This window comes from Lentzea jiangxiensis, assembly GCF_900104175.1.
GTDB lineage: Bacteria > Actinomycetota > Actinomycetes > Mycobacteriales > Pseudonocardiaceae > Lentzea > Lentzea jiangxiensis.
The window spans coordinates 489670-510965 of sequence record NZ_FNIX01000001.1 but is presented as its reverse complement, the minus strand read 5'-3'; the positions used below and the strand labels follow the sequence as shown (position 1 = coordinate 510965).

Here is a 21296-nt window from a genome sequence, read left to right as displayed (position 1 = left end):
CCCAAGCTCCCCTCCGAACGCACGCGGGGACCTCCCGCTCGCGTGATGCGAACGAAAGGTCCCCGCGTGCGGAAAGCGTCAGGAGCTGGCGACCGTCGAGCGGTCCAGGTCCGGCTCCAGGTAGATCAGCCGGGCGTGCGGCACCTTGTTGCGCACCCGCTGCTCGGCGTCGTTGATCGCCTGCGCCACCTCGTCGAGCGACAGCTGCGGCTCCAGCGCGATCTTCGCCGCGACCAGCAGCTCCTCCGGCCCGATGTACTGGGTCTTGATGTGGATGACGCGCTGCACCTTGCCGGCGGCGAGCTCGTCGCAGATCACGTCGAGGTCCTTGTCAGGCGCGCCCTCGCCGATCAGCAGCGACTTCATCTCGATGATCAGGATGATCGCGATGACGCCGAGCAGCACACCGATGCAGACGGTGCCGAGCGCGTCGAACATCGGGTTGCCGGTGATCATCGTGAGTCCGACGCCGAAGAGCGCGAGCACCAGACCGACGAGCGCGCCGAGGTCCTCCAGCAGCACGACCGGCAGCTCCGGCGTGCGGGAGTTGCGGATGAAGCCCCACCACGAGGCGTCGCCCTTGATCTTCTTCGACTCGTTGATCGCGGTGATGAAGCTGTAGGTCTCGAGGCCGATCGCGACGACGAGGATGCCGACCGCGACCAGCGGGCTGGTGAGGCCCTCGGGGTGCTGCAGCTTGTGGATGCCCTCGTACAGCGCGAAGACCGAGCCGAGGCTGAAGAGCAGCAGCGCCACCACGAACGACCAGAAGTAGCGGTCGCGGCCGTAGCCGAACGGGTGGAGCCTGGTCGCCCTGCGCTGGGCCGTCTTCTGGCCGAGCAGCAGCAGACCCTGGTTCGACGTGTCGGCGACCGAGTGCACCGACTCGGCGAGCATCGACGACGAACCGGTGATCAAGAATCCGACGAACTTGGCCGTCGCGATACCGGCATTCGCCACCAACGCCGCGACGATGGCCTTGGTCCCGCCCCCTGCTGACACGCCTGTCTCCTTGCTGAAAGCCAGTCCGGTTTGTCCGGTGGTGAACCTTAGTCCGTTCCCGCGGTCGCGCGGAAAAGTTCAGCGGATTGAACACCATCCGGTCGGACGAGCACCGCCGGATCCGACGCGGGCAGCCACACGGACTCACCTCGCGCCAACCGCAGTTCCTCACCGCGCACGTTCGTGAGTACCACGGCGCCCCTCGTGCAAATCATGATCTGCGGGCCTTCGTGGTCGACGCGCGTCTCGGCGACCGCGTCCAACCGGGACAGTTCGAACTCCGGCGCGGGCGTGCGGTAGACCCGGACGCCGGGCTGGACCTCCTCGCCCAGCAGCACCTCCATGTCGCCGCACGTGAAGTCGAGCACGCGCAGCAGCTCGGGCACGTCGACGTGCTTCGGCGTGAGGCCGCAGCGCAGGACGTTGTCCGAGTTCGCCAGGATCTCGATGCCCGTGCCGCGCAGGTACGCGTGCAGGTTGCCGGCGGGCAGGTGGATCGCCTCGCCCGGCTGCAGGACGATCCGGTTGAGCAGCAACGCCGCCAGCACGCCCGCGTCGCCGGGGTAGGACTCGCCCAGCTCCAGGATCGTGCGGCACTCCAGGTCGAACTCGCCGCGCTCCTTCACGTGCAGCACGCACGCGTCGAGGACCTGCGGGAGCAGCACCGACAGCGACGTCTGCGGCAGCGTGATCAGCATCGTGAACAACGCCCGCAGGCCCGACGAGTCCGGCTGCGCGACCAGCATCTCGGTGTACGGCGCGAGCGCGGGGGCGTCGAGCGAACGCAGCAGCGCGACGGTCCGGGACGGCTCGCGGAAGCCGGCGAGGGCGTGGAACTCGGTCAGCGCGCAGACCAGCTCCGGCTTGGCCGCCGGGTCCTTGTAGTTGCGCACCGGGGAGTCGAGCGGCACGCCGCGCGCCTCCTCGAGCGCGAAGCCCTCGGCGGCCTGCGCCGGGGACGGGTGCGCCTGCAGGCTCAGCGCCTCCTCGGCGGCGAGCACCTTGAGCAGGAACGGGAGCCTGCTGCCCCAGCGCCGCGCGAGGCGAGGCCCGAGCTGGCTTTCGGGGTCCGCGGTCAGCAGGTCCAGCAGCGAGCGCTGGACGCCGTCCGGGCCGAGCACGCGGGACGGGTCGCCGGGGTGGGCACCCATCCACAGCTCCGCCTCGGGATGGGGTGCGGGCACCTCCTTGCCGAGCAGCTCTGCGATGGCCGTGCGCGAGCCCCACGCGTACGGCCTGACCGCGTTGTGCAGCAGGTCCACTTCTGAGTCAGCTCCCCAACCAGTACGGGTTGCCGCCGAGCGTTCCGGCGGCGAGCCCGAGGTACAGCGCGGCCAGTTCGAAGCGGAGCGCGAGGAGCGCGGCGCTGACCGCGTCGCCTCCCGCCACCTCGACGGCCGGCTCCAGCACGTCCGCTCCCGGCAGGGCGTCCTCGGCGGCGCGCCGCAGGGCGTCGGCCGCCGGGCCTTGGCGCACGGCCAGCAGCAGCACGCGCACGAGTCCGCTGCCCGGCTCGTCGTCCGGGTCCGCGAAGAGGTCCGCACCAGAGGTTCCCTGGACCGCGCGGCGGTGCAGCACCGGGCGGGTCAGTGCCTGCGGATACCCGGCGACGTCGCACGCAACCCCGGCGAACGCCGCCAGCGCGCCCGCACCGTGCACGCCCACCGACGTGGCGACCTCGTCGAGGCCCCACAGCAGCGGCGTGCGGTCGGCGACGCGCAGCGCCAGCGACTTCGCCGGGTTCACGAACGACTCGTGCATCGGGTGGTCGCGCTCGGCCTCGCGGTCGAGCTCGTCGGCGATGAGCTCGACGTCGACCTTGAGCAGGCCGAGCGCGTTCAGCACGATGATCCACGCGGCGAGCGCGCGGTGGAAGCTGAAGCCGGGCGGCACGTCGATGCGCGACGGCAGCAGCACGGCCCGGCCGGCGGCGGCCGCGGCGATCGGACCGGAGTCCGGCGCCGTCAGCAGCGTCCTGGCGCCCCGGCGGACGGCCCGGTCGATCGACTCCGCGAGCACCCGGTCATCGGGGTCCTCGGTGTGGGCGAGCACGACGTCGAGGGCACCGACCCACGGCGGCACCTCGTCGGACACCACGACCGGCACCGGGCAGCCGGAACCGAGCAACGCCATGACGACGCCCGAGACCGCGACCGCGTGGCCGGGCCGGGTGACCAGCACGACCGCGCGCGGCCGTTCGTCGAAGATCCGCTCCACGCCCGCCTCGGCCGCGGCCTCGGCGGTGGCGCGGACCTGCGCCCCCGCCCGTGCGGCGGCGCGCAGCCAGCCACCCGTGTCGGCGTCGGCGAGGCGGCTCGCGTCGTCGAGCAGCGTGTCGTCGAGCACTGGTTCACCCAGCCGACGGAGGCTCGACCGCCTCGTCCAGCAGCAGCACCGGGATGCCGTCGCGCACGGGGAACGAACGACCGCACGCGGTGCACGTGAGGAAGTCGGCCTCCGGGTCGGCGGGTGTGCCGACCTGCAGCGGCGCGTGCTCCGGGCACGGGCAGGCGAGGATCTCCAGCAACTGCTCTTCCAGCTTGACGGCCACTTCTGTTCTCTCCTCAGGCCCGCACGATCGCGAGGACCTCGTCGCTGAGCGCGGCGACGGCCTCGGGGGTGGCGGCTTCGACGTTCAGGCGCAGCAGCGGCTCGGTGTTCGAGGCGCGCAGGTTGAACCACGACCCGTCCGCGAGCTGCACGGTGAGACCGTCCAGCTCGTCGACCGTGGCGCCGTCCTTGGAGCCGTACGCGGCCTTGATGGCGGCGATGCGTCCGGCCTGGTCCCGGACCGTGGAGTTGATCTCCCCGGAGGCCGCGTAGCGGTTGTAGACCGAGGTCAGCGCGGACAGCGGGCCGTCCTGCTCCCCCAGCGCGGCCAGCACGTGCAGCGCGGCCAGCATGCCGGTGTCGGCACGCCAGAAGTCGCGGAAGTAGTAGTGCGCCGAGTGCTCGCCACCGAAGATGGCGCCGGTCTTGGCCATCTCCTCCTTGATGAACGAGTGGCCGACGCGCGTGCGCACGGGCTTGCCGCCGTGCTCGCGCACGATCTCCGGCACCGCGTGCGACGTGATCAGGTTGTGGATGACCGTGCCGCCGGGGTCCTTGGCGAGCTCGCGCACCGCGACCAGCGCCGTGATGGCCGACGGGCTCACCGGGTCGCCGTTCTCGTCGACGACGAAGCAGCGGTCCGCGTCACCGTCGAACGCCACACCGGCGTCCGCGCCCTCGGCCTTGGTGCGGGCCTGGAGGTCGACGATGTTCTTCGGGTCGAGCGGGTTCGCCTCGTGGTTCGGGAAGCTGCCGTCGAGCTCGAAGTACATCGGGACGACCTCGACGGGCAGGCCCTCGAAGACCTTGGGCACCGTGTAGCCGCCCATGCCGTTGCCCGCGTCGACCACGATCTTGAGCGGGCGGATGCCCTTGAGGTCGACCAGCTGGTTCAGGTACTCGGCGTAGTCCGCGAGCATGTTCCGCTCCTCGAACCCGCCCGGCTCGACGCCCTCGGCGTCCGGCACCCGGTTCTCGGCGTCCTCGCGGATCTGCGCGAGACCGGAGTCCTGGCCGACCGGCGAGGCGCCCGCGCGGCACAGCTTGATGCCGTTGTACTGCGCCGGGTTGTGGCTCGCGGTGAACATGGCACCCGGCAGGTCGAGCTTGCCGGACGCGAAGTAGAGCATGTCGGTGCTGGCCAGACCGATGCTGATGACATTGACGCCCTGCGCCTGCGCCCCCTCTGCGAAGGCACGCGACAGCTCGGGCGACGAGTCGCGCATGTCGTGACCGATCACGATCGCGGGTCCACCGACCAGGCGCGCGAACGCCGCGCCGAAGTCGCGAACCACGCCGGCGTCCAGCTGTTCGCCGACCACCCCGCGGATGTCGTACGCCTTGACGATGCCGGACAGGTCACGCACGCAGCACACTCCCAGGAAACTCGCTCTTGACGGCCACTGGTTGGGCAGCCTACCGGCGAGAAGATTAGTGGTGCGTGTGGTCGCTCAGTCCTCGTACGGATCGGGCAGCACCCGCAGGTGCCCACGCCGCTGAGACCCCGCGGGCACGTCGGGGAGCTTCGGGCTGACATCAGCCCGCCCAGCTTCCCGCACCGCCTCGGCCAGGGCCGTCAGGTCGTCCACACTCGGCTCGGGCGCCGCGAACTCACCCTGGTGCCTCACGACCTCCCAGCCACGCGGCGCCGTGAGCCGCAAGGCGTGCTCCTCGCACAGGTCGTAGCTGTGCGGTTCGGAGTACGTGGCGAGCGGTCCGACGACTGCGGTGGAGTCCGCATAGGCGTAGGTGAGCGTGGCGACAGCCGGGTTAGCACACCCGGTTCGCGAGCACCGTCTCACGCTCCGCACGATCGGGGACGATAGCGCGTCCACGTGAGGCTGTGTGTGAGGCACGCTGTGTTTAGTCGTCGGGGGGAGCAACTAGGCTGCTGGGTTGTGGTGATGGCAAGGGGTTCACGGCGACAGGATTCGCCACGTCGGCGCAATCGCGACCGGCACGGCAGAGGCCTGCGCGGCCCGCTCTACCCGGCCACCCTCCCGGCGGCCCGCTCGAGGGCGGAACGCTTCGACGCCCTGGTCATCGAGGCCCTCGAACCCATCGAGGCCCGCTGGCGGACCGAGCTCACGCAGCTGGACGTGGCAGTCGACGACGTGCCGGAAGTGCAGGTCGAAGGCGAGGACGGCGTGGTGGAGGACGGCAGCGTCCCCCTGGCCCGCCTGCTCCCCGCGGTCTCCGACAACCGTGCCCGGATCGTTCTCTACCGCCGCCCGCTGGAGGCGCGCGCGAAGGACGGCGCGGACCTGGCGGACCTGGTGCACGAAGTCCTCGTGGAACAGGTGGCGAACTACCTGGGCCTCGACCCGGACGTGATCGACGAGGGCTGAGACGCCTCTCACACCCGACCGGGTGCCCAGGTACCCGGTCGACCACGACGGCGCGCTCGCGCAGGGGTCCCCTCGGTTTCGGGATCCCCCGCGACCCAACGTACCGAGCAGGTCTGACACTCCCGCGACGCCGAAGGCGAGCCGTCTCACCAACGCCCAGCCGCACGCAGATCCGCACGCGATGCTGAAGGCGAGCCGTCCTTCCCGGACACCTCGGGTGGGATCGGATGGGGGGGTTCGGTGCGGAGCCCCGCTCCTGGAACAGGCACCCGCCAGCACAACGAGAGCACCAGCCGCCCCTAAGCCCCCCGCCGCCGAGAAGGAACAGCGGTCAACAAGGCGAACAACCCGGCCGCCCCCTGCCCCAGCAACAACAGATCCCTCAAAACAGTCGACATCGACGCGGTGACCTCTGCCCCACCGGCGGGCAACGGCACCCCCACCAGATGCCCCCAAGCCCGCACGACAGGCACCTCGGTCCCGTCCACGAAGACCCGCCACCCGGGCTCGTCCTCAGCGGCCAGCACGAGCACCCGCCCCTCGCCACCAGGCGAGACCCGCACAGCCACCTCGGGCAGCGACACGGTGACCGGCGCCACCCCACCCGCGGCCGGCTCGGCGGGAGGTTCCCCGCCGGTCCGGGCCCGCCGGGCGAGGTCGGGCGCCAGCAGCACCCCGGTGTCCGCGGCCAGCCGGACCCGCAGGACCGGCCGTCCGTCCGAAGCGGGAGGCGCCACCGACACCAGCTCCCCGGCAGCGGAGGCGACCCGCGCGGCGGCCTCCTGGGAGGGCAGCACCACGAACGCCACCCCGGAGGACGCGGCCTGGGCCACAGCGACCTTCACCGCGGGCGGAGCCCCGTCCAGCAACGACGAGTTCCACCGCCGCAACCGGGCAGGCGACGACACGGTCGGCACCAGGTCGTCGTCCCCGAACGCGGGCATCCGCCCCGCGACCTGACGCGCAGGCGAGCCGAGGACCAGCACCGACCGCCCGCTCCGCTCCAGTTCGGCGGTCAGCGACGCGTTGAGGGCCAGGCCGCCGTCCGCCTTCAACGGCCCGGTCCGGAGGTCCAGGACCCCGGCGATACCGAGGCTGACCAGCGTCACGACGCCCACGACGTACACGGCCCGGCGCACCGGAGCCCGCCCGGCCACACCGGGGGTCACGCCGCGCTGGCACCCGGCGAGCACCACGCGCACGAGCCCCCAGGCGAGGATCACCAACGGCGTCCCCGGCCACGCCCCCACGGCGGCCACGGCGGCGAGAGCCCCGATGCCCAGCACGATCACCAGCAGACCGGGCAGCATCGAGAGGTTCGGCCGCAGCACGGCGGCCGCGAACCCGGCCGCGACGAAGACCGAGCACACGACCAGGTTCGGTGGCGGCGAGTCGAAGGCCGCGCCGAGGCCGTTCAGCACCATCTCCGGGTGCTGGAGCAGCACAGCCGGCCACGGCAGAAGCAACGCCATCGGCAGAAGCACGATCATGAACAAAGCCGCGATACGGCGTGCGCCACCCGCCACGGCGATGAAGCCCGCGAGAGCGCCGACGATCACCACCGCGTGTGTCAGCGGCGAGAAGGCACCCAGCACGGCGACACCGATGGCGGTGCCGGACGCCATGGGCAACCAGGCGTGTGTGGACGACGCGCGCAAGACGGCATACACGCCCGCGAAGACAACGGGCGTCACGACGTGGACGACGACTACGTCCAGACGACCCTCGGACGCGGCAGTGGTCGCAACGGGCAGCAGGCCGTAGAAGGCGGCGATCACCGCGCGCACGGAACGCCGTACGCGCATGCCGCGTGACGCGATGTAGGCGGACAACGCGGCGAGGGGGATGTCGCCGAGAAGCAGCAGTGCGACGGCGAACGAGGGGCCACCGGGGATCAGGCCCAGGACGGCCAGGGCCGCGGGTGCCGGGGCCGCGGTGCCGCCGTGGACCGGGTGCCACGAGGCCAGGTACGTCGACCAGACCTCGCCCACCGAGCCGACGGGCAGCAGGCGGCCACCGGCGAGGTCGAGACCGAGGCGGGAGGAGTTGGCCGCGACGGCGACCACCGAAAGCCCGAGCAGGAGCAGCACGGGGGGCGCGAGCAGCAGCTTGCGGAGCATCCGCGACTGGTCGACCTCGACGAAGACCATCCCGGACGTGGCGCGCGGACCCGGCGACGGGCGCGGGCGTGGCGAAGGTCGCAGTGCACCGGGAACGGCCGCCTCGACCTGGACGACCACCGGCGGGCGGCGCAGGCCGGCGACGCGCGGACGGCCGCGGGACGCACCGGCGGGCAACGCCGCCGGACCGACGGGGCGCGGGTCCACTTCGGACGGTTCCAGCCACGTCGCGCTCGAATCGGTTGCGGGCAAACGACCCAGGGCTGCGTCGGCTTCGAGGCGGCGGCGGACCAGGAACGCGGCTCCGGCGCGGATCGCGTTGCGCAGTCTCGTGAGTCTGCTGGTGAAGAGGCCGCGGACGACCGCGGAACCGCGGCGGGCGCGGCGGCCTTCGAGCAGACGGCCTCTCGTCAGCAGGTAGCGGGCGGCGCCGACCTCGGCGTGTGCGTCGGCGAAACGCCGGAGGAGCGAGAAGCCCAGCGCGCGCAGCAACGACAGCAACAGCAGGCGCGGAAGCCCGACGAGGAACGACGGACCCGAACAATTGACCAGGAAAGTGCGCATGCCGTGCGCCCGGTCGACGCCTCGAAATGACGGACCGGGCCGCGCCATCGCCGCGTCCAAACGGCGTGCGCCTTTAGTCGCGGCGCGCGCATGTCGCATGCGTGCGACGGGTACGCACAGGACCAAATGACCCGCGCGATTGGCGCGCCACCCGAAGTCGACGTCGTCGCGCAGCAGCGGCATCGCTTCGTCATAACCGCCGAGCGCGTGCCAAACCTCACGTTTGACCAGAGATCCCGCGGACGAGACGGCGAGAACCTCGGTGCTCTGCTGAAACGATGCGGAATGTTCCGCAGAGGACAGACCGGTCTGTCGATGTCCTGAAGAATCCGTCGACAGACCCGCCTCGACGACCAGGCGGGAATCCACCCAGTCGAGGCACAGCGGACCGAGGACGGCAGCCGACGGGGACACCTCGGCCGCGGTCAGCAGCGCGGCCAGGCAGTCGGGTTCGGGCGCGCTGTCGTCGTGCAACAGCCACAGCCACCGGCCGGGATCACCCCAGCGTTCGACGGCGTGCTCGACCGCGATGCGCACGGCGGTGCCGAAACCCGTGCCGCGCGGCGCCGTCAGCACCCCGTCCAGCAGATCTTCCGCCTCTGCCAGGATCTTTGCCGTCCGGTCCGTCGACCCGGTGTCGACCGCGATCACGTGCCGGGGACGAATTCGCTGGCGCCGCAAGGCCGACAGCGCCGTGCTGAGCCACTGGTCGCCGTCGTGGCAGACCAGGACGCACAGCACCGGCGCTGTCCGGAGCCTCGGGTGAGGACTTGTCACATCCCCAAGTTAAGGCAAGAAGATCACGCTTCTAGACAGCTCGCTTCTTCAGCTTGCGGCGCTCCCGTTCACTGAGACCGCCCCAGATGCCGAAGCGCTCGTCGTGCTGGAGTGCGTACTCGAGGCACTCCGATCGAACCTCGCAGCCCAGGCAGATGCGCTTGGCCTCCCGAGTCGATCCGCCCTTTTCGGGGAAGAACGCCTCGGGATCGGTCTGCGCGCACAGCGCGCGCTCCTGCCAATCCTGCTCGTCGGCAGGGTCGAACAGGTATGACAGCTCGCCCTGCACCACCGGCTGTGTGACGTGATCTTCTTCGAGCTCTTCGAATTCCTGCATTTCGTCCGCCTCCTCGCCTTCCGCTCTCCCCGGTTGGCGGACGCCAGACGCCGCTCCCACAACGACGAATGACACCGATGTGATTACACCTGCGTCACAGCGGGCGGTCAAGCGGAGTCCACACGTCGGGGGATATTCCCGCGAATGGCCGCTCAAACCTTGACGTGCAGCACAGACAGTGATCCATGTGTCGCAACCCCTCCTCGAACGGCCCAGGAGGCCGGCCGACACGCCACACTGGAGGGGTGAAGCGATCAGCAGTGCGCCCCAGTCCGCTGTTCCTCGGCCTGCTCGCGGCGACGGCCGCGGGAGCTGCTCTCACCCTGTCCGAAGGGGAAGTCGCCGTCATCTCGGGCACGATCCTCTTCGTGCTCGCCGGGTGGGCGGTGACGCTGTGCCTGCACGAGTTCGGGCACGCCGCCGTCGCGTACAAGGGCGGCGATTTCTCCGTGCGCGACAAGGGTTATCTGACCCTCGACATCCGCCGTTACACCGACCCCGTGCTCAGCATCGTCCTGCCGCTGGTGCTGCTGGTCATGGGCGGGATCCCGCTGCCGGGCGGCGCCGTGTGGATCAACCACCACGCCCTGCGCAACAAGCGGGTCGAGTCGTTGGTCTCACTCGCGGGACCGCTGTCGAACCTCGTGATCGGCGTCCTGCTCGCGCTCGTCGTGGCGATCTTCTCACCGCCCGCCGCCCTCGCCGCCGCGATTTCGTACCTTGCTTTGTTGCAGGTGTTCGCGTTCGTGCTCAACATCCTGCCGATCCCCGGTCTCGACGGCTGGGGCGCCATCGAGCCGTTCCTGCCCTACGAGGCGCAGCGGTTCGGCGCCAAGGCCCGGCCGTGGGCGCCGCTGGTCCTGTTCGCCGTGCTGATCGGCTTCAGCGCGGTCAGCCGCCTCTTCTTCCAGGTCTCGGCCTGGGTGTTCGAGCTCGTCGGCGGCGACGCCTTCGCGGCCTACGTCGGTTCCGACACGTTCTCGTTCTGGCGCTACCTGTGAGGCCGATCCGGCGCTGTGGAAGCATGGGCGGGCGTGAAGGTCGTAGCACTCGTCGGCGGGGTCGGCGGCGCCAGGTTCCTGCAGGGACTCAAAGCACTCGGAGCGGACGTCACCGCCGTCGTGAACACCGGTGACGACGTGTGGATGCACGGGCTGCGCATCACCCCTGACCTCGACACCTGCATGTACACGCTCGGTGGCGGCATCGACGTCGACCGCGGCTGGGGCCGCGAGGGCGAGTCGTGGACCGTCAAGGACGAGCTCGCGGCGTACGGCGCCGAGCCGACGTGGTTCGGCCTCGGCGACCGCGACATCGCGACGCACCTCGTCCGCACCCGCATGCTGCGCGCCGGCTACCCGCTGTCCGCCGTGACGGAGGCCCTGTGCGACCGGTGGCAGCCGGGCGTGAAGCTGCTGCCGATGTCGGACGACAGGGTCGAGACGCACGTCGTCGTCGAACTGGACGGCGAGCAGAAGGCGATCCACTTCCAGGAGTGGTGGGTCAAGCACCGCGCCGCCGTGCCCGCGAGGTCGTTCGCGTTCGTCGGCGCCGAGACGGCCACCGCGGGTCCCGGCGTGCTGGACGCGATCGGCGAGGCCGACGCCGTGGTCCTCGCCCCGTCCAACCCCGTGGTGAGCATCGGCACGATCCTCACCGTGCCCGGAGTGCGCGACGCGTTGCGCAAGACCGACGCCGGGGTCGTGGGCCTGTCGCCGATCATCGGCGGGAAGCCGTTGCGGGGCATGGCCGACGCTTGTCTGGACGCGATCGGTGTCGAGACCTCGGCCGAGGCGGTCGGGCGGCACTACGGCTCCCGCAAGTGCTCCGAGGACGGCATCCTCGACGCGTGGCTGGTGCACACCGGCGACCGCGCCGACGTCCCCGGTGTCGCGGTCCGCGCCGTCCCGCTGCTGATGTCCGATGTGGACGCCACGGCGCGGATGGCCCGCGCCGCGCTGGACCTGGCCGGGGTCGACGTTGACTGACCACGCCGCCGCGGCGCTGGAGCTGCTGCCGGTCACCGGGTTGCCGGAGTTCCGCCCCGGCGACGACCTGGCGGGCGCGATCGTGACCGCCGCGCCCTGGCTGCGCGACGGCGACGTGCTGGTCGTCACCTCCAAAGTCCTGTCCAAAGTAGAGGGACGACTGGTCCGCGTGCCGGCCGATCCCGAGGAACGCGACAGGATCCGGCGTGCACACGTCGACGCCGAGTCGGTGCGCGTGCTCGCCCGCAAGATGCGGACGCTGATCACCGAGAACAAGCTCGGCGTCGTGCAGGCCGCGTCCGGCGTCGACGCCTCGAACGTGGCGGGCGACGAGATCGCGCTGCTCCCGGTCGACCCGGACGGCTCCGCGGCCTCGTTGCGCGCCGCGGTGAAGGCCCTGCTGGGCGTCGAGGTCGCCGTGGTGGTCACCGACACGATGGGCCGCGCGTGGCGGATGGGCCAGACCGACGCCGCGATCGGCTCGTCCGGCATCCGTGTGCTGCACGACTACGCGGGCGCGGTGGACGAGCACGGCAACCAGCTCGCGGTGACGCTGGTCGCGGTCGCCGACGAGATCGCGGCGGCCGCCGACCTCGTGAAGGGCAAGCTCGGCGGGGTTCCGGTGGCGGTGCTGCGCGGGTTCGACGTGGTCGACGACGGCTCCACCGCGCGCGACCTGAACCGCCCCGTCGAGGAGGACCTGTTCAGCCTCGGCACGGAGGAGGCGCTGGCGCGGGGCCGCGCGGAGGCCGTGCTGCTGCGCAAGTCCGTGCGGTTCTACTCCGACGAACCCGTCGACCTCGCCGTCCTGAAGCGTGCCGTCGGTGCGGCGCTCACCGCGCCCGCGCCGCACCACACGAAGCCCCTGCGGTTCGTCCTGGTGCGGGAGAAGCGCGCCGAGCTGCTGCGGGCCATGCGCGAGCAGTGGGAGACCGACCTGCGCGCCGACGGGTTCACGCCCGAGCAGATCGCGCGCCGGGTGCGCCGCGGCGACCTGCTGGTCGAGGCGCCCGAGGTCGTGGTGCCGTTCCTCGTGCGCGACGGGGCGCACAGCTACCCCGACGAGCGCCGGGCCGAAGCCGAGAAGACGATGTTCACGGTCGCCGGCGGCGCCGCCGTGCAGGGCCTGCTGGTGGCGCTGGCCGCCGAGGGCCTCGGCTCGTGCTGGGTGTCGTCGACGATCTTCTGCGCGGACGTGGTGCGTTCCGTGCTGGGTGTCCCCGGTGACTGGGAACCGTTGGGCGCGGTAGCGGTCGGCCACCCGGTCGAGCCGCTCGTTCCGCGCGAGCCGCTGGAAGGGCTGGTCGAACTGTGACGCTGCACGCCGACGCCGTCTCGACGCTGAGCCGGTTCCCGGGCCAGGACGCCCTGCGCGAGGCCTACCTGGGCTTCCTGGCGGCCCGCGAGGACGCCTGCCTGCGGTCCTGCGAACCAGGGCACATCACGGCCTCGGCGCTGGTCCTGGACGCCACCGCCGAGCACGCGCTGCTGACGCTGCACCCGCGGGTGGGCCGGTGGCTCCAGCTCGGCGGCCACTGCGAGCCGGAGGACGTGTCGCTGTCCGCCGCGGCCCTGCGCGAGGCCACCGAGGAGTCCGGCATGCGGGGCCTGCGCATCGAGCCGGCACCGATCCACCTCGACGTGCACCCGATCACGTGCTCGCTCGGCAAGCCGACGCGCCACTTCGACGTGCGGTTCCTGGTCCGCGCCCCCGTCGGCGCGCAACCGGTGCGTTCGGCGGAGTCGGTCGACCTGCAGTGGTGGCCGCTGGACGGGTTGCCCGACAACGTGGACGACCTGCACCCCCTGATCGAGAGCGCTCTCGCCCGGCTGCGCTAGAACGCGCGGTAGTCGCGCGGCGAGAACCTCGGTGCCCGCCGCGGCCGGGTCAGCCCGGCCGCCAGCAGGTAGCGGACCGCGCGGTGGCGCTGCGGCTGGTACGGCGCCAGCAGCTCCATCATGGCGTCGTCGTCGCCCGGCGTGCCGGTCAACGCCCACGTGACGTTCTTGGCGACGTGGTAGTCGCCGACGCTGACCGCGTCCGGGTCGCCCCAGGACCGTTGCGCCACCTCGGCGGAGGTCCACACGCCGATCCCGGGCACCTTCTCGAGCAGCTCGCGGCTGCGCATCTCGGCGGCCTTCTCCAGCCGGTGCGCGACCTGCGCGGCCTTGACCAGCGTCCGGCGGCGCGCGCCGTCGAGGCCGCATTGGTGCCACTCCCAGTCGTGCAGGCCCAGCAACCGTTGCGGCGTCGGCGGAACCTTCAGCGGCTTCGGCCCGGGAGCGTTCTCACCGAACCGCCGGCCGAGCTCGCGCCACGTCCGGAACGCCTCCACGCCGGTGACCTTCTGCTCCAGGACCGAGGCGAACAGCAGGTCCCAGACGCGTCCGGTGGACCCGAGCCGCAGTCCCGGACGCCGTCTCCTCGACTCGGCGATCACCGGGTGGTGCGCGACGAACTCGTCCACCGGGTCGTCCGCGCCGAGCAGGGCGGGCAGCCCGTCGAGCAGCCACTGCCCGCCCTCACCCCAAGCCTCCGCCAGCACTTCGCCGCCGACGTGCCTGATGTGGACCGTTCCGGCACCGCACGGCGTGTTCGCCGCGAACCAGACGCCGCCCTCCGCGCTGAAGGACGGGTCGCCGGGTCCGCGGCGCAGCGGCATGAGCACCGCGCCCAGGTCGAGTGGGAACGGTGGTGTCCAGGCTCTGCTAGGCATCCGTCGAGAAGCGCACGCCGGCCTCGGGCAGCACCACACCCGGCCACACGCGCGCCCCACCGATCAGCTCGCACCGGGCACCGATCACGGCGCTGTCGCCGATCACGGCGTCCCGCAGCACCGCACCGGCCTGCACGAGCGCACCGGCACCCACGATCGAGCGCTCCACAACGGCACCCTCACCGACAACCGCACCGTCGAACAGGATCGCGCCGTCGAGCACGGCCCCCTCTGCGACCGTGCAGTTCAAACCGACCGTGCTGCCACCCTTGACCGTGGCGCCTTCATGCACCGCCGAGCCTTCCAGCACCAGGTAGTCGCCGGGTTGTGCAACCGCGGCAGACGGCGCAACGCCGCGCACGAGGTCCGCGGACCCCTGCACGAACGCCTCCGGCTTGCCGAGGTCCAACCAGTACGTGGCGTCCACGTGGCCCTGCAACCGCTTGCCCGACTCGAGCAGCCCGGGGAACGTCTCGCGCTCCACCGACACCGGCCGACCGGCGGGAATCGCGTCGATCACCTCACGCCGGAACACGTAGCACCCGGCGTTGATCTGGTCCGTCGGCGGGTTCTCCGTCTTCTCCAGGAACGCCTGGACGCGCCCCTCGTCGTCCGTCGGCACGCACCCGAAAGCCCTGGGGTCCTGCACCTTCACCAGGTGCAGCGTCACATCGGCCTCGTGCTTGCGATGCGTGTCCACGATCCCCGTCAGATCGACCCCCGAGAGGATGTCGCCGTTGAAGACCATCACATCGGGCTCACGCAGCTTGTCCGCAACGTTGCGAATCGCCCCCGCCGTGTCCAGCGGCACTTCCTCGACCACGTACTCGAGCTCCAGCCCGAGCCGGGACCCGTCCCCGAAGTACTCCTCGAACACCTCGGCCTTGTACGAGGTCCCCAGCACCACGTGCGTGATGCCGGCCTCCTTGATCCGCGACAGGAGGTGCGTCAAAAATGGCACCCCCGCGGTCGGCAACATGGGTTTGGGAGCGGACAGGGTCAGCGGGCGAAGACGGGTGCCCTTGCCCCCGACCAGCACCACAGCTTCGACGCCGTGCACCTTTTTCCTCCTCCGCGTTACAGCGAGCCGTTCGACGGAATACTCTGACACGAAGCAGATCGTCATACGGGATCTGGTCCCGGCAAGGAGCAAAATCCGACATGGACCCCCGCGACCGGGCCGACGCCATGCTCGCCCGCGCCCGCGCACGTGGGCGGAACATCGTGACTCCGGACAACATGACGTCCCCCATGGACGCGTCCGACACGCAGCAGATCCCCCGAACGCTGGTCAACGCCGTGGACCCGCGCCGGGACCCGGACTCCACCATGATCCTGCCATCAGCGCAAATGGGTCAGCACCAGCACGTTCAGCGCCCCCCGCACCAGCAGCAGCCGCAGAAGCCGCAGCAGCCCCCGATGCCGACGCAGCCGATGCCCGCGCAGCCCCAGCACAAGGACGACGCGGAGATCACCCAGGTCGTCCAGCCGGGCATGATCCCGACCGTCTCGAACCACCAGCAGAACCGCAACTCGCTGTCGAAACGGCTCAGCGGCGACATGTGAGCTCTGCCGCACCCGCGCGCAAGCCGGGACGCGGCACACACCACGGGCGCGGCCGCGCATGCTGACGCAGGCGTCCCCTGTGGATCAGGACCCCCCGCGACCCAACGTACTCGGCAGGTCTGACAGTCCGGCGCGACAGAACGCCGACGCCAGCAGCCGCCTGGCAGCCGCACCCAGACCACCCGCGACGCCGAAGGCGAGCCGTCAACCCGCCTACGGCGCCGGCCCGGCTTCGGATCAGATCGGCGGGGTCCGGGCCGGAGCCCCGAGCAGGAAACAGGAACCCACAACCCTCACCGGGTGAGAATCTTCACCCGCAGAGCCAACCCGGCCTTCAAGGCCGCCCGGAACGGGGCCCACAGCACCCCGGGGTGCCGATCAGCCAGGTACCGGTAAGCGCTCCGGTGGTGCTCCCTCAACATCCGGGCGGAGGCCCGAGCGGTCGAGTGCCCACCGATGTGCACGACCTCGGCGTCGGGCACGTAGACGTTGTCCCACCCGGCGGCGGCGACCCGCTCCCCCAGGTCGACGTCCTCGAAGTACATGAAGTACTTCTCGTCGAACCCGCCCACGGCGTCGAAAGCCTCGCGCCGCATCAGGAAGCAGGACCCGGACAACCACCCGGCCGTCCGCTCGACGGGTTCGGTCTCCTGCCGGTAGGCCCGCGTCCAGGGGTTCGACTTCCACACGGACCCGAACAGGGCGTGCCCGATCCCGCGCCCGATCGAGGGCAGCAACCGGGCGGACGGGTAGACCTCCCCGGAGGGCTCCCGGATCAACGGCCCGAACATCCCCCCGCGGGGCCACCGCTCGGCGGCTTCCAGCAGCGCGTCGACGCTGCCGGGAGCGAACTCGATGTCGGGGTTGGAGATCAGCACCCAGCCGACGTCGGGTCCCAGAGCGGCGACGCCGCGGTTGGCCCCGCCGCCGTAGCCGAGGTTGCCGCCCGTCGGGACGAACTCCACGTGGTCCCGGGACGCCGCGACGGCCTCCGGCACCCCGTCGGTGGAGCCGTTGTCGGCGAGGACCACCCGCACCGGACGGGAAGTGGCCTTCGCGAGGGTGTCCACAAACGGAGCCAGCGTCTCGCCCGGCGAGTACGTGACCGTCACGACACCAAGTCCGTCGCCGTAGTTCACGCGCGACACAGTAGCGCCGTCAGCCGACGGCCCTGTGCGGCACCGGGGTCACTTGCGGCGGCGCACCATCGCGGCGCGTTCGTAGGCCAGCCGGTGGCGCTCGGCGCTCACGGCCCACGAGAAGTCCTTGGCGCGCTGCTGCCCCGAAGCCGCGAGCGACGCGCGGCGGGCCGGGTCGTCCAGCAGGTCGGCGATCGCCGCCGCGATGTCCCCCGCCCCGACGCCGCAGTACGCGACCGCCTCGCCGCCGACCTCCGGCAGGGAAAGCCTCCGGGTGGTGAGCACGCACGCGCCGCACGCCATCGCCTCCAGCACCGGCAGGCCGAAGCCCTCGCCGAGCGACGGGTACGCGACCATCTCGGCGCCGCCGAGGAAGCCGGCGAGCTGTTCGAACGGCAGGTAGCCCGCGCGGATCACGCGGATGCGGTGCGGGACCGAGTCGAGCGCCCGTTCGACCTGGCTGTCCCAGCCGGGCTGGCCCGCGAGCACCAGGGCGGGCGGGTGGGTGCGGCCGGCGACCGCCTGCGCGAAGCCGCGGATCAGGGCCGGGACGTTCTTGCGCGGTTCCAGGGCTCCCAGGAACGCGACGTACGGGGTGTCGGCCAGCGACAGGGTGCGGCGGACGGTCGCCATCTCGTCCGGTGACGGCGGGTGGAAGCGTTCGGTGTCGACGCCGTGCTGCGCTATGTGCAGCACCCGGCGGTCGGCCGCGGCGACGCGGACCAGTTCGTCGGCGGTCGCCTGGGACGGGACGACGCAGAGTTCGGCGCGGCGCAGCGAGGCTCGGGTCCACGCGCGGAAGAAGCGCGCCTTGACCGACGAGTGCAGCACCGGGTCGGTGAAGAAGGTGGCGTCGTGCAGCGTCACGACCGAGGCGGCCTTGCTGGCCAGCGGAAGCGTGTAGTGCGGCGAGTGGACGACGTCGACGCCGAGCACGCGGGCCAGCCGGGGCAGCGTCGTCTGCTCCCAGGCCAGGCGGGCCGTCCTGGTGGCGACGGCGTCGACGGCGCGGACCACGCGGGCGTTCGGCGCGATCTTGCTGAACAGCTCTTCGTCCCGTGCCTGGCAGACGACGGAGAGCTTGGTGCCGTCCGCGTCCAGTGCCGCGACGAGCGAATCCACGTAACGGCCGACGCCACCACGGTCTGCGGGGATCGCGGTGGCGTCGATCAGCACGCTGGGTTCGGCACTCGGCACGATCAGCTAGCGTAATGTCCTCGGGGAAAGCGTCGAGCAGGAATGCGCTAATCCGCTCGTGCAGCGTGGGCCGCCCAAACGCCCTCCGCCGTCTTTTCCCAGGTGAACTCGCCCGCACGGGTGCGACCGGCCGAGACGGTGTGACCAGGATCCGCCAGAACGGCCCGCAGTCCTTCCGTCAACGACGCCAGGTCTCCCCGCCTCACGACGGTTCCGGCGCCTCCCGCGACCTCCACCAGGGCCGGGTCGTCGGAGTGCACGACGGGCACGCCGGCGGCCATCGCCTCCAGCACCGGCAGCCCGAAGCCCTCGGCCAGGCTGGGGGCGGCGAGCACCGTCGCACCGGCCAGCACCGAGGCGAGCCGTTCGTCGGAGACCCTGCCCAGCAACGTCACGTGCGGCGCGCGCAGGTCGACGTCGCCCCAGCCCTGCGGGCCGACCACGACCAGCGGCACCCGCAGCCGTTCGGTCGCCCGCACCAGCAACCCGAAGCCCTTGCGCGGCTCGATCGTTCCCACCGCGAGCACGTACGACGGTGGCAGGTCATCAGGCCGTGAAGCGCTGACGAGCCGTGTCACGCCGTTCGGCACGACGTGCACCGGCACCTCGACCCGAACGCACTCCGCCAACTGAGATGCAACCGCCTGAGTGGGCACGACGAGCGCACGGGCCTCACGCGCCGCACGGGAGATCACCTTGCGGTGCCACGCGACGCCGCGCGGGGTCAGCGTCTCCGGATGGGTCCACGGCACCACGTCGTGCACGGTGACGACGGCCCCCGGCAGCGGGGCGAGCGGCGTCGGGGCGTGCACGTGCGGGCCGAGCCCCGGTGGCAGCCCGCGTTCCCACAGCGCCACGAGCACCCGGCGCGGCACCCTGATCACGCGGTCGGCGCGGGCCGTCGCCGCGGTCGTCACGGACCAGCCGTCCGGGGCGGTCTTCGCCAACGCCGGGAGCAGCTCCGCCGTGTAGCGGCCGGTACCGCCGGGGACCGGGGCGTTGAGCTGCTCGGTCAGCACTACTAGCTCGGGCACGTCGCGTACCGTCTCACGCCGTGTCCGCTCTCAGCACCGTGGTGGTCGTGACGTGGCGCGGCCGTGACCACATCAAGGCGTGCCTGGACGCCCTCGCCGCCCAGAAGAGTCCACACAGGACGATCGTCGTGGACAACGCCTCCGACGACGGCACGGCCGAGCTGATCAGCGGGCACGAGGTCGTCCGGCTGCCGCGCAACCGCGGCTACGCGGGCGGGCTCGCGGCCGTCCTGGACAGGGTGGACACCCCGTACGTCGCGTGGCTCAACGACGACGCGGCGCCGGACCGGTCGTGGCTGGCCGAGCTGGAGAGCGCTCTCGAAGCCGACCCCCTGGCAGCGGCCGCCACCTCGTCGATCCTGCTCCTGGACGGCTCGACGCAGTCCGTCGGCGTGGCGCTGACCGCGGACGGCCACGGCAGGGACCTCGTGCTGGCCGGGCGCGAGGTGTTCGGGTTCTGCGGGGGCGCGGCACTGCTCCGGACGGACGTCCTGAGGTCCGTGGGCGGCGTGCCGGCGAGCTTCTTCTGCTACTACGAGGACACCGACACGGCCTGGCGGTTGCGGCTGGCCGGGCACCGCGTGATCTCCGTCGGGCCGGCGCGCGTCCGGCACAGGCACGGCGCCAGCACGCGTCCCGGCTCGGTGCTCTTCCACCGCTGGAACGAGCGCAACCGCCTGCTGATGCTGCTGCGCTGCGCCCCCGCGGGCGTCGCGGCCACCCAGCTCGCCCGGTTCCTCGCGATCACGGTGCTGCTGCCGTTCCGCGAGGACGTCCCGGACGCGGCCAACTTCCGCCCGGGCCTGCGCGCCCGCGTGTTGGGAGAGGTGGTGCTGCGGCTCCCGGCCACGCTCGTCCAGAGGGTGAGGATCACCACCGAGGTCCCCCGCCGCCGCGTCTGGCAGGACTGGGCGGGCCGCTGACGTCCCGCGGCCGCGGGCCCCGCGCGGTCCACCGGCCGGACACCTCGCCGGTGCCGCGGCGGTTCGCCCTGCTGCTGGTCACCGGCGGTCTGGTCGCACTGGCGATCGGCGTCGGGCTCAGCGTCGCGCTGCCCGCGTTCGCCCTCGGCCCGCTGGCGCCGTTCCTGCTGACGTTCGGCGTGCACAGCGTGCTGATGCAGCGGATCGGGCACGCCGAGCGCCGCGTCGTCGCCGGGACCGACGAGCACCCGTCCGCCGAGTACCCGTCCGCCGACCACGTGCTGACGTGCCGCAGCGGCGAGGTCGAGCTGGACCGCGACCGGGACGACCGCCTCGCGGTGCGCGAGGCCGAGGTGCTCGCCGGGCCGCCGCTGTGGCCGCTGTGGGCCGGCGATTCGCGGTGGAACCTCCTACCGGTCACAGGCGTCCCCGTAGCGATGACTCTTCTCGTTCCCCTCGCCTGGCTGATCAGGAAGCAGCCGTGAGGCGGCCGGTGCCGCTCGTCGTGGTCGGGCTCGCCGCGATCGCCGCCGCGGTCGTGCTGGGTGCCGTCGTGCCCGAGGAGTACCAGCTCGTGGTGCTCGTACCGGCGTGCCTGCTGTCGCTCGCGTTCGCGTGGGGCGTCGGCAAGCTCGGCCCGGCGTGGCTGGTGCTGCCCGCGTTCATGGTCGTGATCCCCGGCACGGCGGTGCTCGTCGGCGACGGTCACCGCGCGTTGATGGACGTCCTCGCCACGCGGCAGACGTGCGCCATCACGAGCGTGGAGGAGGTCCCCGGACCGGACAACCCGGTGTTCGCCCACCACGTCACCTGCCCCGACGGCGCCGAGCTGCGGATCGTGGTGCGGGGTGAACAGGACAAGAGGATGCGGCCCGGCCCGGCCACCGTCCTGCGCCACCCGCTGATGAAGCCGCTGCTCGCCGACCGCAACGACTGGTCCGGCGAGTGGGTCTTCGGGGTGCCCGCCGCCGTCCTGCTGCTGTTGATCTGTGCGACCACACTGCGGGCGCGCAGAGTGATGAGGCAGGCTTAGC

Annotated in this window: 22 protein-coding genes; 9 read left to right on the top strand and 13 right to left on the bottom strand. The window is 71.8% G+C overall.

Going from position 1 to position 21296, the window contains the following annotated elements; translation table 11 throughout:
• Positions 1 to 78: 78 nt before the first annotated feature.
• The 6 genes from BLQ91_RS02720 to BLQ91_RS02695 all read right to left on the bottom strand — a co-directional run bounded on the left by BLQ91_RS02720 (position 79) and on the right by BLQ91_RS02695 (position 5363).
• Complete coding sequence (locus BLQ91_RS02720) at positions 79 to 1002, bottom strand: cation diffusion facilitator family transporter (RefSeq protein WP_090094940.1); 924 nt, start codon at positions 1000 to 1002, stop codon at positions 79 to 81.
• Positions 1003 to 1049: 47 nt separating this feature from the next.
• The gene (gene manA, locus BLQ91_RS02715) at positions 1050 to 2264 is read right to left on the bottom strand and encodes a mannose-6-phosphate isomerase, class I (protein ID WP_090094939.1); all 1215 of its coding nucleotides are present in this window, start codon (positions 2262 to 2264) and stop codon (positions 1050 to 1052) included.
• 7 nt (positions 2265 to 2271) lie between these two features.
• Positions 2272 to 3348, bottom strand: coding sequence for an SIS domain-containing protein (locus tag BLQ91_RS02710; RefSeq protein WP_090094938.1), 1077 nt, complete (start codon positions 3346 to 3348; stop codon positions 2272 to 2274).
• 4 nt (positions 3349 to 3352) lie between these two features.
• Positions 3353 to 3553 (bottom strand): Trm112 family protein, encoded by a 201-nt coding sequence (locus BLQ91_RS02705; protein ID WP_090094937.1) that lies wholly within the window; start codon positions 3551 to 3553, stop codon positions 3353 to 3355.
• Positions 3554 to 3566: 13 nt separating this feature from the next.
• Positions 3567 to 4919: a phosphomannomutase/phosphoglucomutase gene (locus BLQ91_RS02700; protein WP_090095941.1), complete on the bottom strand. Its 1353-nt coding sequence runs from the start codon at positions 4917 to 4919 to the stop codon at positions 3567 to 3569.
• Positions 4920 to 5003: 84 nt separating this feature from the next.
• Positions 5004 to 5363, bottom strand: a complete 360-nt coding sequence (locus tag BLQ91_RS02695; protein WP_218130139.1) for a DUF3499 domain-containing protein — start codon at positions 5361 to 5363, stop codon at positions 5004 to 5006.
• Between the two features lie 93 nt (positions 5364 to 5456).
• Here BLQ91_RS02695 and BLQ91_RS02690 point away from each other — a divergent pair, with 93 nt between their 5' ends.
• Positions 5457 to 5900, top strand: a complete 444-nt coding sequence (locus BLQ91_RS02690; RefSeq protein ID WP_090095939.1) for a metallopeptidase family protein — start codon at positions 5457 to 5459, stop codon at positions 5898 to 5900.
• Between the two features lie 299 nt (positions 5901 to 6199).
• Here the strand turns inward: BLQ91_RS02690 and BLQ91_RS02685 are convergent, their stop codons facing one another.
• Positions 6200 to 9361 (bottom strand): glycosyltransferase family 2 protein, encoded by a 3162-nt coding sequence (locus BLQ91_RS02685; RefSeq protein WP_090094936.1) that lies wholly within the window; start codon positions 9359 to 9361, stop codon positions 6200 to 6202.
• Between the two features lie 31 nt (positions 9362 to 9392).
• Positions 9393 to 9698: a WhiB family transcriptional regulator gene (locus BLQ91_RS02680; protein ID WP_051784712.1), complete on the bottom strand. Its 306-nt coding sequence runs from the start codon at positions 9696 to 9698 to the stop codon at positions 9393 to 9395.
• A gap of 245 nt (positions 9699 to 9943) precedes the next feature.
• On the opposite strand from BLQ91_RS02680, the gene BLQ91_RS02675 reads away from it, so the two are divergent.
• Genes BLQ91_RS02675 through BLQ91_RS02660 form a run of 4 tightly spaced genes read left to right on the top strand, consistent with a single transcriptional unit; the run spans position 9944 to position 13525 of the window.
• A complete protein-coding gene (locus BLQ91_RS02675) occupies positions 9944 to 10699 on the top strand; it encodes a site-2 protease family protein (protein WP_090094934.1) in 756 nt (251 codons plus the stop codon).
• 33 nt (positions 10700 to 10732) lie between these two features.
• Positions 10733 to 11686: a 2-phospho-L-lactate transferase gene (gene cofD, locus BLQ91_RS02670; protein WP_090094933.1), complete on the top strand. Its 954-nt coding sequence runs from the start codon at positions 10733 to 10735 to the stop codon at positions 11684 to 11686.
• Positions 11679 to 13001, top strand: a complete 1323-nt coding sequence (locus BLQ91_RS02665; protein WP_090095938.1) for a coenzyme F420-0:L-glutamate ligase — start codon at positions 11679 to 11681, stop codon at positions 12999 to 13001. Before cofD ends, BLQ91_RS02665 begins: the two co-directional genes overlap by 8 nt.
• The gene (locus tag BLQ91_RS02660) at positions 12998 to 13525 is read left to right on the top strand and encodes an NUDIX hydrolase (RefSeq protein ID WP_090094932.1); all 528 of its coding nucleotides are present in this window, start codon (positions 12998 to 13000) and stop codon (positions 13523 to 13525) included. The genes BLQ91_RS02665 and BLQ91_RS02660 overlap by 4 nt, the downstream gene beginning before the upstream one ends.
• On the opposite strand, the gene BLQ91_RS02655 is transcribed toward BLQ91_RS02660, so the two are convergent.
• Positions 13522 to 14403 (bottom strand): DNA-3-methyladenine glycosylase family protein, encoded by an 882-nt coding sequence (locus tag BLQ91_RS02655; protein ID WP_090094931.1) that lies wholly within the window; start codon positions 14401 to 14403, stop codon positions 13522 to 13524. The two genes, BLQ91_RS02660 and BLQ91_RS02655, sit on opposite strands and share 4 nt — an antisense overlap.
• Entirely contained in the window at positions 14396 to 15463 is a 1068-nt protein-coding gene (manB, locus tag BLQ91_RS02650) for a mannose-1-phosphate guanylyltransferase (RefSeq protein ID WP_245733032.1), read from the bottom strand. Before manB ends, BLQ91_RS02655 begins: the two co-directional genes overlap by 8 nt.
• A 101-nt stretch (positions 15464 to 15564) precedes the next feature.
• Here manB and BLQ91_RS41005 point away from each other — a divergent pair, with 101 nt between their 5' ends.
• Positions 15565 to 15969 (top strand): hypothetical protein, encoded by a 405-nt coding sequence (locus BLQ91_RS41005; RefSeq protein WP_090094929.1) that lies wholly within the window; start codon positions 15565 to 15567, stop codon positions 15967 to 15969.
• A gap of 293 nt (positions 15970 to 16262) precedes the next feature.
• Here BLQ91_RS41005 and BLQ91_RS02640 read toward each other — a convergent pair whose 3' ends face one another.
• From BLQ91_RS02640 to BLQ91_RS02630, 3 genes are all read right to left on the bottom strand, one after another.
• Positions 16263 to 17108 (bottom strand): glycosyltransferase family 2 protein, encoded by an 846-nt coding sequence (locus BLQ91_RS02640; RefSeq protein WP_176959538.1) that lies wholly within the window; start codon positions 17106 to 17108, stop codon positions 16263 to 16265.
• A gap of 48 nt (positions 17109 to 17156) precedes the next feature.
• The gene (locus BLQ91_RS02635; RefSeq protein WP_090094927.1) at positions 17157 to 18284 is read right to left on the bottom strand and encodes a glycosyltransferase family 4 protein; all 1128 of its coding nucleotides are present in this window, start codon (positions 18282 to 18284) and stop codon (positions 17157 to 17159) included.
• 68 nt (positions 18285 to 18352) lie between these two features.
• Positions 18353 to 19339, bottom strand: coding sequence for a glycosyltransferase family 4 protein (locus BLQ91_RS02630; protein WP_090094926.1), 987 nt, complete (start codon positions 19337 to 19339; stop codon positions 18353 to 18355).
• A gap of 20 nt (positions 19340 to 19359) precedes the next feature.
• Between BLQ91_RS02630 and BLQ91_RS02625 the strand changes: the two genes are divergently transcribed.
• From BLQ91_RS02625 to BLQ91_RS02615, 3 genes are read left to right on the top strand one after another with little or no spacing between them, the layout of a single operon-like run.
• Positions 19360 to 20262, top strand: a complete 903-nt coding sequence (locus BLQ91_RS02625) for a glycosyltransferase family 2 protein (RefSeq protein ID WP_245733030.1) — start codon at positions 19360 to 19362, stop codon at positions 20260 to 20262.
• Between the two features lie 50 nt (positions 20263 to 20312).
• On the top strand, positions 20313 to 20747 hold the full coding sequence (locus BLQ91_RS02620) for a hypothetical protein (protein ID WP_090094924.1): 435 nt from the start codon (positions 20313 to 20315) through the stop codon (positions 20745 to 20747).
• Positions 20744 to 21295 (top strand): hypothetical protein, encoded by a 552-nt coding sequence (locus BLQ91_RS02615; protein WP_090094923.1) that lies wholly within the window; start codon positions 20744 to 20746, stop codon positions 21293 to 21295. Before BLQ91_RS02620 ends, BLQ91_RS02615 begins: the two co-directional genes overlap by 4 nt.
• Position 21296: the final 1 nt, after the last annotated feature.

What these genes read in the sequence shown, in the direction of transcription:
- BLQ91_RS02690 (WP_090095939.1), top strand. Translation starts at nt 5,457, where the DNA reads ATGGCAAGGGGTTCACGGCGACAGGATTCGCCACGTCGGCGCAATCGC.
- BLQ91_RS41005 (WP_090094929.1), top strand. Translation starts at nt 15,565, where the DNA reads ATGGACCCCCGCGACCGGGCCGACGCCATGCTCGCCCGCGCCCGCGCA.
- BLQ91_RS02680 (WP_051784712.1), bottom strand. Translation starts at nt 9,698, where the DNA reads ATGCAGGAATTCGAAGAGCTCGAAGAAGATCACGTCACACAGCCGGTG.
- BLQ91_RS02655 (WP_090094931.1), bottom strand. Translation starts at nt 14,403, where the DNA reads ATGCCTAGCAGAGCCTGGACACCACCGTTCCCACTCGACCTGGGCGCG.